16 protein-coding genes are annotated in these 15,031 nt (G+C 52.6%); 8 read left to right on the top strand and 8 right to left on the bottom strand.

Translation table 11 applies throughout. From position 1 onward, the window contains the following. Nucleotides 1–43: 43 nt before the first annotated feature. Complete coding sequence (locus ABYK60_RS13760; RefSeq protein WP_372872593.1) at nucleotides 44–802, bottom strand: hypothetical protein; 759 nt, start codon at nucleotides 800–802, stop codon at nucleotides 44–46. Between the two features lie 58 nt (nucleotides 803–860). After that, nucleotides 861–1,529, bottom strand: coding sequence for a GMP/IMP nucleotidase (yrfG, locus tag ABYK60_RS13765; protein ID WP_372872594.1), 669 nt, complete (start codon nucleotides 1,527–1,529; stop codon nucleotides 861–863). A gap of 85 nt (nucleotides 1,530–1,614) precedes the next feature. Here yrfG and nudE point away from each other — a divergent pair, with 85 nt between their 5' ends. The 6 genes from nudE to ABYK60_RS13795 all read left to right on the top strand — a co-directional run bounded on the left by nudE (nucleotide 1,615) and on the right by ABYK60_RS13795 (nucleotide 7,685). Then, nucleotides 1,615–2,166 carry an ADP compounds hydrolase NudE gene (nudE, locus tag ABYK60_RS13770; protein ID WP_372872595.1) on the top strand — a complete coding sequence of 184 codons (552 nt, stop codon included), beginning with the start codon at nucleotides 1,615–1,617 and terminating at the stop codon, nucleotides 2,164–2,166. 45 nt (nucleotides 2,167–2,211) lie between these two features. After that, nucleotides 2,212–3,024: a 3'(2'),5'-bisphosphate nucleotidase CysQ gene (gene cysQ, locus ABYK60_RS13775; RefSeq protein ID WP_372872596.1), complete on the top strand. Its 813-nt coding sequence runs from the start codon at nucleotides 2,212–2,214 to the stop codon at nucleotides 3,022–3,024. After that, on the top strand, nucleotides 3,017–3,457 hold the full coding sequence (locus tag ABYK60_RS13780) for a GNAT family N-acetyltransferase (protein WP_372872597.1): 441 nt from the start codon (nucleotides 3,017–3,019) through the stop codon (nucleotides 3,455–3,457). Before cysQ ends, ABYK60_RS13780 begins: the two co-directional genes overlap by 8 nt. A 302-nt stretch (nucleotides 3,458–3,759) precedes the next feature. Next, nucleotides 3,760–4,383 carry a TetR/AcrR family transcriptional regulator gene (locus ABYK60_RS13785; protein ID WP_372872598.1) on the top strand — a complete coding sequence of 208 codons (624 nt, stop codon included), beginning with the start codon at nucleotides 3,760–3,762 and terminating at the stop codon, nucleotides 4,381–4,383. Then, nucleotides 4,380–6,260, top strand: coding sequence for an MFS transporter (locus tag ABYK60_RS13790; protein ID WP_372872599.1), 1,881 nt, complete (start codon nucleotides 4,380–4,382; stop codon nucleotides 6,258–6,260). The genes ABYK60_RS13785 and ABYK60_RS13790 overlap by 4 nt, the downstream gene beginning before the upstream one ends. A gap of 135 nt (nucleotides 6,261–6,395) precedes the next feature. Continuing rightward, nucleotides 6,396–7,685: a hypothetical protein gene (locus ABYK60_RS13795; RefSeq protein ID WP_372872600.1), complete on the top strand. Its 1,290-nt coding sequence runs from the start codon at nucleotides 6,396–6,398 to the stop codon at nucleotides 7,683–7,685. A gap of 37 nt (nucleotides 7,686–7,722) precedes the next feature. On the opposite strand, the gene mnmH is transcribed toward ABYK60_RS13795, so the two are convergent. The 3 genes from mnmH to ABYK60_RS13810 form a co-directional block, all read right to left on the bottom strand. Beyond that, nucleotides 7,723–8,820, bottom strand: coding sequence for a tRNA 2-selenouridine(34) synthase MnmH (gene mnmH / locus ABYK60_RS13800; RefSeq protein WP_372872601.1), 1,098 nt, complete (start codon nucleotides 8,818–8,820; stop codon nucleotides 7,723–7,725). Beyond that, nucleotides 8,817–9,875, bottom strand: a complete 1,059-nt coding sequence (selD, locus tag ABYK60_RS13805) for a selenide, water dikinase SelD (protein WP_372872602.1) — start codon at nucleotides 9,873–9,875, stop codon at nucleotides 8,817–8,819. The genes mnmH and selD overlap by 4 nt, the downstream gene beginning before the upstream one ends. A gap of 98 nt (nucleotides 9,876–9,973) precedes the next feature. After that, the gene (locus tag ABYK60_RS13810) at nucleotides 9,974–11,080 is read right to left on the bottom strand and encodes a fatty acid desaturase (RefSeq protein WP_372872603.1); all 1,107 of its coding nucleotides are present in this window, start codon (nucleotides 11,078–11,080) and stop codon (nucleotides 9,974–9,976) included. Nucleotides 11,081–11,222: 142 nt separating this feature from the next. Here ABYK60_RS13810 and fabR point away from each other — a divergent pair, with 142 nt between their 5' ends. Then, a complete protein-coding gene (gene fabR, locus ABYK60_RS13815; RefSeq protein WP_372872604.1) occupies nucleotides 11,223–11,837 on the top strand; it encodes an HTH-type transcriptional repressor FabR in 615 nt (204 codons plus the stop codon). A gap of 93 nt (nucleotides 11,838–11,930) precedes the next feature. Here the strand turns inward: fabR and trmA are convergent, their stop codons facing one another. Then, entirely contained in the window at nucleotides 11,931–13,034 is a 1,104-nt protein-coding gene (gene trmA / locus ABYK60_RS13820; protein WP_372872605.1) for a tRNA (uridine(54)-C5)-methyltransferase TrmA, read from the bottom strand. Between the two features lie 133 nt (nucleotides 13,035–13,167). Here trmA and murI point away from each other — a divergent pair, with 133 nt between their 5' ends. Further along, complete coding sequence (gene murI, locus ABYK60_RS13825; protein ID WP_372872606.1) at nucleotides 13,168–13,962, top strand: glutamate racemase; 795 nt, start codon at nucleotides 13,168–13,170, stop codon at nucleotides 13,960–13,962. 27 nt (nucleotides 13,963–13,989) lie between these two features. Here murI and ABYK60_RS13830 read toward each other — a convergent pair whose 3' ends face one another. Beyond that, the gene (locus ABYK60_RS13830; protein ID WP_372872607.1) at nucleotides 13,990–14,448 is read right to left on the bottom strand and encodes an RNA recognition motif domain-containing protein; all 459 of its coding nucleotides are present in this window, start codon (nucleotides 14,446–14,448) and stop codon (nucleotides 13,990–13,992) included. Between the two features lie 347 nt (nucleotides 14,449–14,795). Then, the coding region (locus tag ABYK60_RS13835; protein WP_372872608.1) for a hypothetical protein at nucleotides 14,796–15,031 on the bottom strand (236 nt) is incomplete at its 5' end.

Consider the following 15,031-nt stretch of genomic DNA (forward strand, 5'->3'; position numbering starts at 1 on the left):
AAAGGCGCCTGGGGCGCCTTTTTAACTTGTTGTAGGGATCAAGTTAACGATTCATTCCAGAAAAGGTCGTTATGCCGTTGTCCGCCTTAAATGCCAAATAACGGTATCGACCGGGTGTGCTGGTAGATACAAATATTGCGTTTAGCTTTGACCCCTTAAATAAATCACTCTGCAAGGACTTCCATTCTTCCTCTGATTGAAAGTGCACATCCACAGAGCAGATAGTGTTAGAGCAAATAGGGTTATCCATGCCAATGTTCGGCATATTATTTCCTATCATCCCACTGAGATTGGTGTTTATCAGCTCTTCATTAGCCAGGGCCCGTTCACCGCGTTCTTCGGATGAGATCCAATCGGTGAAAATCTCGTAATTATCGGCATCGAGCAGTATTGCTACAGCGTCAGATTTTACCGAGCCTCCGGCCAACAGCAGCGTCTGAAAATCGGTGGCGCTGCTGAGCTCGCAGTAGTCTTCAGTAACGGCCGCTTGGCAAATTTTAGCTCTGGTTGCAGTGCGATACTGCTCAACTGATTCGGTTCTTGGTTCGTTAGGGGTCTTGGCAACACTGTCGATTGGAGAGGTTTCCAGTTTTTCTGTGTATTTTTGTTGTGAAGTGCCTGTCTCAAGAGACGGGTAATCGACATTCTGTTGAGTTTGCGCCCCTGTATCTGGTTGAGAAACCGGTGTTTTGGGTGTTATTTCTGTTTGTTCAGGCGGATAAGCGCTTTCGCTGGAAAACAAAAATGCGCCAATGCTCAAACCCACCGCCAACGCGATGAATATTCCTGTCAGGTTTTTCATATGATTTCCTTATCTGTGAGAATCTTAACCTATCGTTTGGGCTGTATTTTGGCAAGGTTCAATCGGCGCGGGCCAAATCATTCAGCAGCAGGCGATAGTCGTGGATGGCCGGAAAGTCGTGAAAGACTTTGTTGGGTTGCTGGCTGTCGGGGTTGCTGATCCCAAGCTGGTATTTCACACCCGCTGCTTTAGCGGCATTTAAAATGGCTTCGCTGTCATCGATAAACAGGCAGCGATTGGGGTCAAGTTCGAAGCGGGCAAATACCGCTTGCCAGAACAGTGGTGATTCTTTGGGATAGCCGGTCTGATGGCTGGAGAGAATGTCATCCAGGCCATCGGCAAGCTCGGTGTGTTCGAGTTTCAGCGCCAGGCTGTTTGGGTGCGCGTTGGTCAGTAAAATACGGCGCTTGCCAGCGTCGGCCAGGGCCTGCAGGAAGGGCATGCTGTCTTGTCTTAGTTTGATACGATCAATCAGGGTGCGGTGCAGCGCCATGATGTCCAGCCCGAGGCGGGATTCCCAGTAATCGAGGCAATACCATTCCAGAGTTCCGGCAACACTGTCGTAGGCTTCACCTACCAGTTCTTTGGCTGCTTCGTTACTGATGCCTCGGGTGCGGCTTAGGGTGCCGGGCACCAGTGAGAGCCAGAAGTGATTGTCGAAATGCAGGTCGAGCAGGGTGCCGTCCATGTCCAGCAAGACGGTGTCGATTTGCTCCCAGGGAAACATACGAAAATTCCATTGGTAGAATAAATGCGGGATAGTAAGATTGTATCTCAAGAAGATTCAGAGAATTCAACTATCAGGGGCGAGCATGGCTGAGCGGCGCCAAAAGCCGGAGATTCTGCATACCGAGATTGTCGCCAAGAGCCGACTGTTTCAGATTGAGCAGGTACATCTGCGTTTTTCCAATGAGGTTGAGCGATATTACGAGCGCATGAAGGGCTCGAGTCGCGGCGCTGTGATGGTTGTGCCCGTGCGGGGCGATAAGCTGTTACTGGCGCGTGAATATGCCGCTGGCACCGACAACTACGAGCTGGGTTTCCCCAAGGGTTTGGTTGACCCGGGCGAAGCCCCTATCGACGCCGCTAATCGTGAATTGCAGGAAGAAATTGGTTTTGGTGCCCATAAACTGACTTTGCTGAAAGAACTCAGCCTGGCACCCGGTTATTTCTCCAGTAAGATGCAGATTTTTCTCGCTCAGGATCTGTATGAGAGCCGTCTTGAAGGCGATGAGCCCGAGCCTATTGAAGTTGTGCCCTGGCCGCTGGACAAGTGGCAGGAATTGCTCGAACTAAGTGATTTCTCTGAATCCCGTAGCGTCAGCGCTTTGTTTTTGACGCAGAAGCATCTAAACCTTAAATAGAAGTGTCCCGGGCCAGTACAGGCTGAGCCCCAATCTGGAGTGGTTATGAAGCCAGAGCAGCTTGTCGATGAGGCAATTGCCATTGCGACCCGAGCCGGAAACCGGATCCGTGAGATCTATCTGGCAGGGGATTTTGAGCGGGTGGTGAAATCTGACAATACCCCGGTTACCTCGGCGGATCTGGCCGCCAACCAGATTATCATCGACGGCCTGAAGGTGCTTACTCCCCACATCCCGATTCTGTCTGAAGAAGCTGCGGATATTCCCTTGTCTGAACGCGCCGACTGGCCCTGTTATTGGCTGGTGGACCCCCTCGATGGTACAGGTGAGTTTATTGCCGGCAGCGGCGACTTCTCGGTGATTATTGCCTTGGTGGAGCACAACCGTCCTGTGATGGGGGTGGTTTATGTGCCCATGACCGGCGTTTGCTATTACGCGGTGGCAGGGCTTGGCGCATACAAGCGCAGTGGCGGTATGGAAGTGCGCATTACCAGTCGGCAAATCGATGGCGCATCGGTGCCATCACTCAGGCTGGCGGTGAGCCGTCGGCAGGATCCCCAATCGGTACTGAAACTGTTTCATCAACCCCGTCACTGTGAATTGGTGGTGATGGGCGGTGCTGCGCTCAAGAGCTGTCTGGTGGCCGAGGGCAGGGCAGATTGCTATGTGCGGGTCGGCCCCACCGGCGAGTGGGACACAGGTGCGGCACAGATCATTATCGAAGAAGCCGGTGGCCAGTTGATGGATATTGAGCTGCAACCCCTGAGCTACAACGAGCGAGATACCTTCGAAAACCCCAATTTCATTGTGGTTGGTGCCCCCAACCTTGAATGGGACAAGATCCTCATCGGTGAATGACATTTTGCAAATCAAACCCCTTGATGCCAGCAACTGGCAGCTTGCCCATGGTGTTGAGCAGGCCTGTTTTGGTGACCATTGCTACCCTGATTTCTTTTTCCGTCAAGCCATCGATGCCTGGCCAACCGGCCTTGTGGGTGCCTTCGTTGACGATGAGCTGATTGGTTATGTGCTTTGTACCCCAGGGCAAGAGCGTGACACCGGCTGGATCCTTTCTGTTGCCGTATTAGACAGCAAGCGAGGGTTGGGTGTCGGTAAGGCCTTGATGCAGCATTGTTTGAGCCGGGGTTTCCGCCAGTTAAAACTGACTGTGGCGCCGGAAAATCCTGCCTTGGGTCTGTATCAAAAGCTTGGCTTCAAAGAGAGCAGCCTTGAGCAGGATTACTTTGGCGTCGGCGAGCACAGGTTGCTGATGTCTTGGCATGGTGCCTGAGTAAGCAACTTAAGCCCTAACCGGTAAAGTGCCGGTCGAATGTAGAGTCCAGCCAGTGAGACGCCGCGCCAGCGATGCTCAGGCGAGCCACACTCAGGCCACTCCCACCTTGGAGTTCCTAACCCAGATAACGTCTGCATAGGAAACCTCAGGCCAACAGGGTTTACCTCTGAGCCGCGCCGACTCATCTTTCTTTCCTGAATTCCTGCTTAATGAACGGTGTTTTTAATTATTGTGAACGTTGTTTTTTATTTTGCGCCCTGTTAGCTTGGAGCTAATTTAAGCAATTGAAGGGGCCTGTCATGGCTCGACGGCAAGACCACAGTCACGATGAAATTCGCCTTATGGCCATAGAGGCGGTTGAAGCCCTGTTGCAACAGGAACCTTTATCGGCTCTTAGTTTGCGGCGGGTGGCGGCATCCATCGGCTATGCCCCCAGCACCCTTATCAAAGTATTCGGTAATTTCCATTACTTGCTGTTAGCCGTGGCGGCAAAGCAACTGGCACTGCTGGAAAAAAATTTCGCGACTGCCACAAAGACACTTGCGCCAGCTGATGCGCTTAACGCCATGGTGAACGCTTATGGCGAGCTTGCCGAGGCCAGTCAAAGCCTGTTTTCGCTTATCTTTGAGCTGCGGATGCCCGATGAGGCGCCGTTGCCCGAGGCTCACTCGGCACTGATTGAGCGTGTACTGTCCCACCCCGAGGCCTGTCTGTTGTTGCTGTTTCCGTCCTTGTCAGCTGAGCTTGCCCGCCGCCAAACCCGGCTGCTGTGGGCGGCAATACATGGCTTAGTCATCTTATCGCTGCAGGATAACTTGTTTCTTGCTAATCAATCTCTTTCAAAACTGCTAATTGTTCAGCTTGAAAATCAAATCAATGCCATTGAGGCATTAACCAATCACCACAGGGAGGTGAACCCATGATCCTGAGCCGCCGCTTTCTGCCCTACTTTATGACTCAGTGTCTGGGGGCGCTCAACGACAACATCTACAAGAATGTGCTGCTGCTTCTGGTAGCTTACAGCCAGGTAGACAAGCTGCCCATGGACCCCAACCTGTTTGTAAACCTGGCGGCGGGGGTGTTTATTTTACCGTTCTTCCTGTTTTCGGCCCATGCAGGCGGCGTTGCCGATAATATGGACAAGGCCAAACTAATCCGCCGCTTGAAGCTGCTGGAATTGGGGATTATGTCCTGCGCGGCGGTGGCGCTGGTGAGCGAGCACTATCTTGCCATGTTGCTGCTACTGTTTTTAACCGGCAGTCAGTCGGCCTATTTCGGCCCGGTAAAGTATTCGCTGCTACCTCAGGCGCTGAAAGAGGATGAGCTGGTCAGTGGCAACGCCTGGGTAGAAATGGGCACCTTCTTATCGATTCTGGTGGGTACCCTGAGTGCGGGACTATTGGTGGCAAATGAAGGCGCAACCTGGCTTGCTGCCATTACTGTTGCCGTGCTGGCGCTGGCTGGATACCTGAGCAGCCGCGCAATTCCGGCTTTGCCGCCTCAGGGCAAGGTTCACAAGGTGCCTTTTGCTCCTTTGTCCGGCACCTGGCGCAGCATTCGCCGGGTTAGGCGTACTCCTTCCATCTGGATGGCAATTCTGGCCATCAGCTGGTTCTGGTTTCTCGGAGCCACTTATCTGACTCAGTTTCCCAACTTTGCCCGCGAGCATCTTCATGGTGATGCCACTGTGGTGTCTGTGTTGCTGGCACTGTTTTCTGTGGGCATTGCGGCGGGCTCATTCCTGTGTGAGCGGCTGTCGTTTGGCCGGGTTGAGTTGGGTGTGCTGCCCTTCGGCGTTGCCGGCCTTACTCTGTTTGGGGTGGACATGCTGTTTGCCCTGCCGGGTATTGCGGCGCCAGCCTCTCTGTATGGCGCGGCGGAATTTGTGCAGCTGAACCAACACTGGCGCTTGATGTTCGACCTCTTTATGGTGGGCATCAGCGGCGGGCTTTTCATTGTTCCCCTGTACGCTTTTATTCAAACCCGGGCCGCCAAGGGCGAATGTGCCCGTGCCATCGCCGCCAACAACATAGTCAATTCACTCTTTATGGTGGTATCGGCACTGCTGTCGATGTTGCTGCTTGGAGTGGTGGGGATGGGGATCCCTGAACTCTTCCTGCTGTTGGCGCTGATGAATGCCGTGGTGGCCTGGTATGTATACCGTCAGGTGCCCGAGTTTGCCCAGCGGTTTGCCAGTTATCTGCTGAGCCATTTGTTGTACCGGGTGAGCATCAAGGGGCGGGAGTTTATTCCCAAAGAAGGCGCGGCGCTGCTGGTGTCCAACCATGTGAGCTATGTCGATGCGCTGTTGCTGCTCGGAGCCTCCACCCGTCCGGTGCGCTTTGTGATGGACAAGAGCATCAGCGAAATGCCGCTGCTCAAATATCTGTTTCGCCACGCCGGAGTTATCCCCATTTGTTCGCCCAAGCAGTGCGAGGCGACCTACAACGCTGCTTTTGAGCGCATTGACGAGGCGCTGATGGATGGGGAGCTGGTGTGTATTTTCCCCGAGGGCAGACTGTCACCCGATGGCAATCTCGGTGAATTCAGACCCGGGGTTGAGAAAATCCTCGCCCGACGTCCCGTGCCCGTGGTGCCCATGGCACTGAAAGGTTTGTGGGGCTCCTTCTTCAGTCATAAAGATGGCCATGCGCTCACCACCCGCCCCAAGCGCTTCTGGTCCAAAGTTGAAATCGACATAGCCCCTTTTAAGGATGGCAGCAATATCGATAGACATGAATTGCGTCAGCACGTTGCAGCCTTGTTGAACGGCAAGAGTAAGCAGGCTGAACAGGGATAATCCCGGTCGCGAATCATTGATAAAATACGGGGTGTCATTCTGTTAAAAATCAGATTTTTGCACTGAGTATTGAAAAACAGTGAGGCGACTGTTCTAATTATCGGCAATTTAACAAGGCGGTTACAGGAATTGGGTATGAAAGGGAAATTGGTATTGGGTTTGTGCTCGATGTTTCTCGGTGCATGTGGCGGTTCAGGCGGTTCCGATGGCTCTTCGGGCTCGGGTCCAAATACGCCGTCGGCACGTTTGGTTGGTGATTTTTTCCAGCAGGCTACGGCATGCGATCTGAGGGTGGCTAACACGTCTGTGCAGATAGTTGTGCATAAAAAGGATGGTTCAGTCGCTGCCGTTCATTGGCCTGATAGTAATGGGCATCTTGATATCCCCTGGCCAGCCGATGCGGAACATTTGACCCTGATAAAGAATACAAATGGCGCCCTGGACATTGACACCGCTCTGGATTTCAGTGGTGAAGACCTCGGTATTCGCGTGTCCTATGACGCCAGCCTTAACGAAAGCTGTGAGTGTAAAACTCTGGTGGTTGATCCTTCGCAGCTGATGAGCACCTATCCCGAACACAGTATCTACCTGCAGGGGAATAAGGTCGTTGAATCCTCAAGCAGAAGCTTTTGTAAGGTACCGGGTCAACAATACTCCAGTGTGGATTTATGGCTGACCCCTTCACAGTCAAACGACAATGCCTATGGTGCTTTGCTGGACATCAATGCAAACATGGAGCAGCTTGAGCTGACGCCGGGCATGGTTTCAGGCTCCAATAACATGGGGCAGGAAGTCAGCTTCTATGAGCCTTATGGTGACGTGGATTATCTCAGGGTATATGGCTTGAATGCCGATGGTCGTCGTCATCAAATGGGAACACCATCTCCACTATATGTGTTTCCAGGGATCCACAGTAATAATTTCCTGCAGGGATACAGAACCAAGTTTCTTGGCAGTACCGCCGAAGGGGAAATGACTTATCATGCGGCTCGCCGTATGAAGGTGACAGACCCCGGACAGATGCAGAATCTGGAAATTGCAGATAACGATCAGCAATTGTTGGTGGCGGTTAACGCGTTATTACAAGGGTTTGATTCTGATTCAGCGGTTAATTATAACATCGAGGGTATAGGTAGCGGCCGGGCAGGGTTGTTTGTCTGGGTTTATGGTCCGGGTCTGGACTGGTCAATCGATGGTCCGCTCAAAGGTACTGTGCCCGATTTGAATTTGCCGCCGGATGTCGAGACTCTGTTTGAAACCAAGACCATAAGCAGTATCTCGTTTTCCAGCAGTGGCTATAGGCAGAGTGGCGGTATTAATGAGCTTCGCAAACAGCTCGCCACCGAAAGCCGCAGTGGCTCAAAATTACGCCCTGCGTTTTTTGATAACTACGACTACGAAGAAATACGGGTCAACGTTTATTGATAAAAAAGCCCTCACCTGAGGGCTTTTTTATTGGTGGTCAGAGGCTGCTCAGGTAGTCATGCATTTCTGCATGGCTGCCGGTGAAGCGCACCCGGGCGGCTTTCTTGCCCAGTTGGAAGTGGTACATGGGGTCGTAGTAGCTTTCCAGTAACAGCGAAATCCAGGCGAGGTGGTCGCTGGTGTCGTTACGGCTCTGCTGGGTGGCCAGCGCGGTGTGCATCAGCACGGTGATTTCGTCATGTAGCTTGCCGCCGAGACGCTTGTAAATCCCCTTCAGACTGCTGAGCAGGAACTCGGTATAGGCGGCAAAACCGGCTTCCTCACCGAGTCGCTCAACGTAACCACTGTGCATCTTGTGCACATAGTCATCCAGCAGTCGTGGCAGGCGCTCTTCAAGGGTGGCAGTCAGCACCAGCACTGGCGCCTGCTGCATCTTCTCAAAAAACACCTTGGGGATGGCATTGCGACCGATGAGGAAGCTTTCATCCTCCAGCAGCAACCTGGCCTGTTCGCGCTGCTGGTGGTGCATCAGCGCTATTGCAAGGCGGTTTTCGAAGTCAATCTGACTGGGCTGACCTTCGTGCTGGCGGCCAAAGCTTGAGCCTCTGTGATTGGCGATCCCTTCAAGATCCACCGATTCGCTGCGAAGACGCACAAAGTCAGTTTTGCCGCTGCCGGTAATGCCGCTGAGGATTAGCATTTCACGTTCACCGGGTGCAGCTTCAATTTCATCAATCAGATATTGGCGCATGGCTTTATAGCCGCCCTCGATAAAGGGAATATCGAGCCCGACCTCTTTTAGCCAGCTTTGGGTAATGCGCGATCGCAAGCCGCCGCGAAAACAATAGAGAAAACCATTGGGGTGAGCTTCGAAGAAGGCTTTCCATGCTTCAATGCGGCTGGCTTTTACCTTGCCTGCAACCAGCTGGTGGCCAAGTTCGATTGCCGCATCCTGCCCATGTTCTTTATAGCAGGTGCCCACCTTTTGCCGTTCGCTGTCGGTCATCAGCGGCAGGTTAACCGCGTTGGGAAAGGCGCCCTTGTTAAACTCGATAGGTGCGCGCACGTCCATGATGGGATGGCCGCTTAGAAAGATTTCCCGGTAGCGGCTGGCGGGGATCAGGTTATTGCTCATGCCAAACCGCCGGATTTAAGCAGCAGCTTGCCGGGGCCAGTTTTTAGCTTGCCAATGCAAACTGGCGCTATACCACGGCTGGCGAGCAGTTCACATAAGGCCGCTTCGGCCTCTGTGCTGACAGATACCAGCAGCCCACCGCTGGTTTGTGGGTCGCATAGCAGCGCCTTTTCGCGCTCGCTGACCGTTGGCAGGTGCTCGCCGTAGCTGTCGAAGTTCCTGTGAGTGCCACCGGGGATACATCCCAGGTTCAGGTAATGCTCGGCACGCTCCAGCAGCGGCACTGCATCCAGGTCCAGTTCGGCATCCACACTGGCGCCCTGACACATCTCCAGCAGGTGTCCGGCCAGGCCAAAACCGGTAACGTCAGTCATGGCACTGACACCTGGTAGTATGGCGATATCGGCACCGATTTTATTGAGGGTGCACATGGCTTCGGGGGCTATGTGAGCATCGGCCTCAGCCAGCTTTTTCTGCTTTTGCGCCGTGGTAAGAATACCAATGCCTATGGGCTTGGTGAGATACAGCTTGTCACCGGCCTTGGCGGTGTTGTTCTGCTTCAGGCGCTCGAGTGGCAACTGACCGGTAACCGCCAGGCCAAAGATGGGCTCGGGCGCATCGATACTGTGGCCGCCTGCCAGCATAATACCGGCATCCATACAGGCCTGACGGCCACCGTCCACCACCTGCTGAGCGACTTCGGCGGGCAGGGTGTTTACCGGCCAGCCCAGAATGGCAATGGCCATAATCGGGGTGCCGCCCATGGCGTAGATATCGCTGATGGCGTTGGTGGCGGCGATGCGGCCAAAGGTGAAAGGGTCATCCACGATCGGCATAAAAAAGTCGGTGGTGCTGATAATGCCGGTGGTGTCATTCAGTTTGTAAACGGCGGCGTCATCCCTACTGGCATTGCCAACCAGCAGATTGGGGTCGACAAAGCTTGGCAGCTGCGACTCCAGAATCGTGCCCAGCACCTTGGGGGAAATTTTACAGCCGCAACCAGCGCCGTGGCTGTATTCGGTCAGCTTGATAGGATGAGTATTGGGAGATGACATACTTCGATTGCCTGCCTGAAACGGATGGCAAACATGATAAACGGATACGGCCTCCATGCAAGGAGGCCGTATGTTTTCTTTGCGCTGCGCGGGCAGGATTAGCGGCAGGTGGCGGTGAGGCTGTTCCAGCTTTGCTGCTGCAACTTAAGCCGCGACTTGAGCTCGGCAACCTTGGGCAGCATGTCTTTCACACAAAGGTGTGAGCGACGGGCGTCCAACAGCTCCTTTTTGGCCTGGTAGTAGGCCAGCAATTGCTGCTTGAGGCGTTCATATTCCTGTTGCAGGGTTTCCAGCAGCTCTTCGGCGTCTTTGCGACCGGCGATTCGGTTCTGGCTGCGCTTGAGCTGCATTTGCAGTTTGGCACTTTCAATACGCTCTTCTGATACCTTACGAAGGTCGGTGGCCAGACCGAACCAGGAGAGACCTTTGATAAGCCACTTGGTTGGATCGTAGTCCCACCAGTGGATACCGTTGCGATAGTCGTTTTCAAAGATATGGTGGAAGTTGTGGTAACCCTCACCGTAGGTCAGAAACGCCAGCACCGGATTGTCGCGGGCGGTATTTTTATCGGTGTAAGGCTGCGAGCCCCAAATGTGAGCCAGCGAGTTGATGAAGAAGGTGCAGTGGTGCACAACGACCAGCCGGGCAAGACCTGCGAGCAGCAGCATTGACCACACATCGCCATTGAACCAGCCCAGCAGCGCCGGCAGGCCGATGTTCATCAGAATGGTGAGCGCCAGGTAGTGCTTGTGTTGCCACATCACTATGGGGTCATTCTGCAGATCCCGCACGTTGTTGTAGTCGTGATATCTGTGAGCCTGATACTCGCGCAGCATCCAACCGATATGGCTGTACCAGAAACCCATGTTCGCTGAATAAGGGTCTTTATCGTTGTTGTCCACATGTTTGTGATGCACCCGATGGTCAGAAGACCAGTGCAGGGCACTGTTTTGCAGCGCCAGTGCGCCGCCAAGGGCATAAAAGAAACGTACTACGGCGTTTGCCTTGTAAGTTTTATGGGACCAAAGCCTGTGATAGCCCGCGGTAATCGACAAACCGCTGTAGAAGGCCAGTACCACAAAAGCTAACCATTCGGCCGCATCAAAACCGTGGGTGATCCCCCGCCAGGGAACAAGTGTTATTGCTGTACCAAAGGTTAAAACAAACAGAGAGAGGTTGAGCCAGATGATGGGGGGGTTATTCATTATAGTATCCAAAAATCGCTTTTAGCGTACATCTGTAAGCTAATTTAGTCGAGAGGACTCACAAGGTCAAGAAAGGCGGGGCTGTGTTTTCAGGGCAAAAGCGTTATTATCCCTTGAATCAGTAAGATGAACGGATTAAGCCATGGGGATCAGAGCACAGCAGAAAGAGAAGACCCGTCGCGCCCTGGTGGATGCGGCCTTCAATCAGCTCAGTGCCGAGCGTAGTTTTTCCAGTTTGAGCCTCAGGGAAGTGGCCCGTGAAGCCAATATAGCTCCAACCTCTTTTTATCGTCATTTCAAGGACATGAATGAGCTTGGCCTGACCATGGTTGACGAAGGTGGTTTAACCTTGCGCCAGATGATGCGCAAAGGTCGTCAGCGCGCCGAAGCGGGTGGCAGTGTTATCCGTATTTCGGTCGATACCTTTATGGAGGTGCTGGATTCCAACCCCAACGTGTTTCGCATTCTGTTGCATGAACGCTCTGGTACCTCAGCGCCGTTTCGCGCCGCTGTAGCCCGGGAGATTGAACACTTTATTTCGGAGCTGGCCCATTACACTGAAGAAAAGGCCGGGCGCAGACCCGAGCTTGCCCGTGCTCAGGCCGAATCCATGGTGACTTTGGTGTTTAATGCCGGCGCTGCCGCGCTGGATATGAAGAAGTCGGAGCGCAAGGTGTTGGCCGACCAGTTGGTGTTGCAGCTGCGCATGGTGGCAAAGGGTGCTGAAATGTTGCAGCACAAAGCTGAAAACAAATAAGCCTTGATGCAATGAAAAACGGAGCCCGGTGGCTCCGTTTTTGTTTTCCGCGGCAGTGCCGTCAGACCTTGGCCGCAGCTTGGATATTCCTGCTTATGCCTGGCGGCGCTTCAGCATCACACCTGCTTCGGTGTGGTGGGTATAAGGGAACTGATCGAACAGCGCAAACCGGACTATGTCGTGGGTTTCGCAGAGTGCCTTGAGGTTATCGTTCAGGGTTTCAGGGTTACAGGAGATATAGAGAATATTCTCGTAGCCCTGCACCAGTTTCACCGTGCCATCGTCCAGACCGGCTCTTGGCGGGTCGACAAAGATGGTGTTGCACTGGTAGCTGTTCAAATCGATATCACCCAGGCGGTTAAAGCGCTTTTCGCCTTTCATCGCTTCGGTAAAGTCCTCTGCCGACATGCGGATAATGTCGAGATTTTTCACGCCATTGATCTGAATGTTGTACTGAGCCGCTTCTACCGAGGGTTTGGCGAGTTCTGTCGCCAGCACCTTGCCGAAGTTCTCGGCCAGAGCAATGGAGAAGTTGCCGTTACCACAGTAGAGCTCCAGCAAATCGCCTTCGCTGCCTTTGGTCGCATCTATGGCCCATTCATGCATTTTTATCGCTACACCTGCGTTGGGCTGGGTGAAGCTATTTTCAACTTGCTTATAGTGCAGCGGTTTGCCGTTCACATTGAGGGTTTCCACTACGAAGTCGCGGTCGAGACAGAATTTTTGCTTGCGGGCACGGCCGATGATATCCACCTTAAAACGATTGGATAGCCTTGCCTTCAGCTCGCGGGCTTCGGCAAGCCATTGGTCATCGAGCTGACGATGGTAAAGCAAGCTCACCAGGATTTCGCCGCTCAGGGTCGACAGAAAATCTACCTGAAACAGCTTATGGCGTAGGGCGCGGTTGGGTCTGAGCTCATCCATCAGCGCTGACATCATCTGGTTGATGAGTTCGCTTGCCGGCAAAAACTGGTCGGTGCGGATCTTTTCTTTGGCAACATTGTCGAACATGCAATAAAACAGGTCGTCACCATCATGCCAGACGCGGAATTCGCTGCGCATCCGATAGTGCGCAGGGGCCGAAGCAAACACTTCCAACGCCGGTGGATTATAATGGGCAAACGCCTCGGTCAGAGCACGGCTCTTTTGGTCGAGCTGCTGCTCGTAGGCTTGGGGATCCATGACTTGTGGGTTCATCTGCTTTCTCGTCCGGCGTTAAAAAGGGCGCAAATTTTACCCCAGCGAGAGGGGATGTCCAGTTTTCTGGCTTTGCCCTTTATTTTAGGCTGTGGGAAAATTCGAAGGCATTCATTTATTATCGGAGCCTCAGTTGCAAGGTCCAATTCTGGTTTTTGATTCGGGTATCGGCGGTTTATCTGTGTTGAGCGAAATTCGCCGCACCTTACCGGCGCGGGACTACTGCTACTTGTTCGATAACGCACGCCTGCCTTATGGCGAGTTGCAAGAAGAGGACCTCGTCAGCGGCTGTGTGGCGTTGGTGACAGAGGCGGCCCGGCAAATCAAGGCGTCACTGGTGGTTATTGCCTGTAATACAGCCAGTACTCTGGTATTGCCTGCATTGAGGGCTGAAATGACAATACCTGTCGTGGGAGTGGTGCCAGCTATCAAGCCTGCGGCCCAATTCAGTCAAAGTGGGATCATTGGGTTGATTGCCACACCGGGCACGGTTCGACGAAGCTACACGCACGATCTGGTGGCAAAGTTTGCCAGCCATTGTCAGGTACATATGTTTGGCAGCTCAGAGCTGGTGGTCATGGCAGAAGCCAAGATGGCCGGCCAGCCGGTTAACATGCCTCTGCTGGATGACATACTCAGGCCGGTCCGTGAAGCGCACGTGGATGTGCTGGTTTTGGGGTGTACCCATTTCCCGTTGCTTGCAGAGGAGTTTACCGAAGTGCTGGGTGATGGCGTGACTCTGCTTGATTCAGGAAAAGCCATCGCCAGCAGGGTTGCCCATTTACTGGAAGGTCAGGGGGAGCATGATAGCCTAAGCCCAAACAGCATGAAGGCGTGGTACACCACGCCTTCAATATCGAACGGTTTGAGCGCCAACCTTCAAGCTTACGGCTTTGGCGAAGTTTGCCGCTTTGACCCAAATAGCTGAATAGCTTGCCTCATAAAAAGCAAGCTATTAATCGTCAGATTTCTCTGAATCGTTATCCTGATTTTTCGCTTCTCGTACCTTTAAGGTGCGTTCCTGAAAGTTGTAGTCATTTAATTTGGTCATAGCCTTTTGTGCGCCTGACTCTGCCATTTCGACAAAGCCAAATCCCTTGCGGCGACCAGTCTTTCTATCTCTGACCAAACGTACTGAACTAACAGGGCCAAATTCGGCAAACAGGGCTTTTACCTCACCTTCGTGTACACGATAAGGTAAATTGCCAACATACAAGGTCATGGTAGGGCCGGTATATTCGGTGTTGCTTGGACTGTCACCGTTACCATTTGCAGGTATCACGGTAAATACGCCCACAGCCAAGACGGTACCAAGAAGAAATGCCAAATAAGACGGCAAAGTAGGTAGAAACTGGAATATCAACAAGGCGCCAACGGCGGCGGCGACCAGCGCAATAAGAAATGATTTCTGCATATGCAAATTCACTCTGATGAAAATAAGGAAATGATAAAGAACTGTTAACAGCAGGTATATAGTAATGAATTATTGGGAATTAAACCAGAGCGCTGATGAAAAAATGAACGTAGATCAGTGTCGGGTCATAAGGATATTTGGAACTTTGAACACTATCTGCACATCAACGGCTGATTAATGGTGTTTATTCAATCTTATTGTTTGAATAAACTGCAGTTGAAGCTCGTATGCTTCAAAAGAGCTTGTGCTTATCGGTAGGCTCCCTATAATGCGCCTCCACTGACAGGGCGCAAGGGTAGCGAAAGCAAAAGCAACTGGTAGACTCAGTCAGGGTAAGAGCCCGAGCATTAAAACGACAGTTGAAAATGTTCATCAAAAAAGGGCTTGACGCCAAAAAGGGCTTCTGTAGAATACGCAGCCCTGACCAGATGAAAGTCGGTCACGTTCTTTAAAAATTTATCAAGTAATCTGTGTGGATACTCGCAGGTTGATGAAGTCGACAAAACGATTTTATCAATGAAGGAGTTTTCATGCAGAGCATGACAGCAGAAATTCATTGAGACCAAAACTTTAATTGAAGAGT

The sequence above is a fragment of the Shewanella sp. genome, assembly GCF_041630135.1.
GTDB lineage: Bacteria > Pseudomonadota > Gammaproteobacteria > Enterobacterales > Shewanellaceae > Shewanella.

Bases quoted from the DNA above. Each gene is read 5' to 3' on its own strand.
- ABYK60_RS13795 (WP_372872600.1), top strand. From the start codon at position 6,396: ATGAAAGGGAAATTGGTATTGGGTTTGTGCTCGATGTTTCTCGGTGCA.
- trmA (WP_372872605.1), bottom strand. From the start codon at position 13,034: ATGAACCCACAAGTCATGGATCCCCAAGCCTACGAGCAGCAGCTCGAC.
- mnmH (WP_372872601.1), bottom strand. From the start codon at position 8,820: ATGAGCAATAACCTGATCCCCGCCAGCCGCTACCGGGAAATCTTTCTA.
- ABYK60_RS13785 (WP_372872598.1), top strand. From the start codon at position 3,760: ATGGCTCGACGGCAAGACCACAGTCACGATGAAATTCGCCTTATGGCC.
- cysQ (WP_372872596.1), top strand. From the start codon at position 2,212: ATGAAGCCAGAGCAGCTTGTCGATGAGGCAATTGCCATTGCGACCCGA.
- nudE (WP_372872595.1), top strand. From the start codon at position 1,615: ATGGCTGAGCGGCGCCAAAAGCCGGAGATTCTGCATACCGAGATTGTC.
- selD (WP_372872602.1), bottom strand. From the start codon at position 9,875: ATGTCATCTCCCAATACTCATCCTATCAAGCTGACCGAATACAGCCAC.
- fabR (WP_372872604.1), top strand. From the start codon at position 11,223: ATGGGGATCAGAGCACAGCAGAAAGAGAAGACCCGTCGCGCCCTGGTG.
- ABYK60_RS13810 (WP_372872603.1), bottom strand. From the start codon at position 11,080: ATGAATAACCCCCCCATCATCTGGCTCAACCTCTCTCTGTTTGTTTTA.
- ABYK60_RS13830 (WP_372872607.1), bottom strand. From the start codon at position 14,448: ATGCAGAAATCATTTCTTATTGCGCTGGTCGCCGCCGCCGTTGGCGCC.
- yrfG (WP_372872594.1), bottom strand. From the start codon at position 1,529: ATGTTTCCCTGGGAGCAAATCGACACCGTCTTGCTGGACATGGACGGC.
- ABYK60_RS13790 (WP_372872599.1), top strand. From the start codon at position 4,380: ATGATCCTGAGCCGCCGCTTTCTGCCCTACTTTATGACTCAGTGTCTG.
- ABYK60_RS13760 (WP_372872593.1), bottom strand. From the start codon at position 802: ATGAAAAACCTGACAGGAATATTCATCGCGTTGGCGGTGGGTTTGAGC.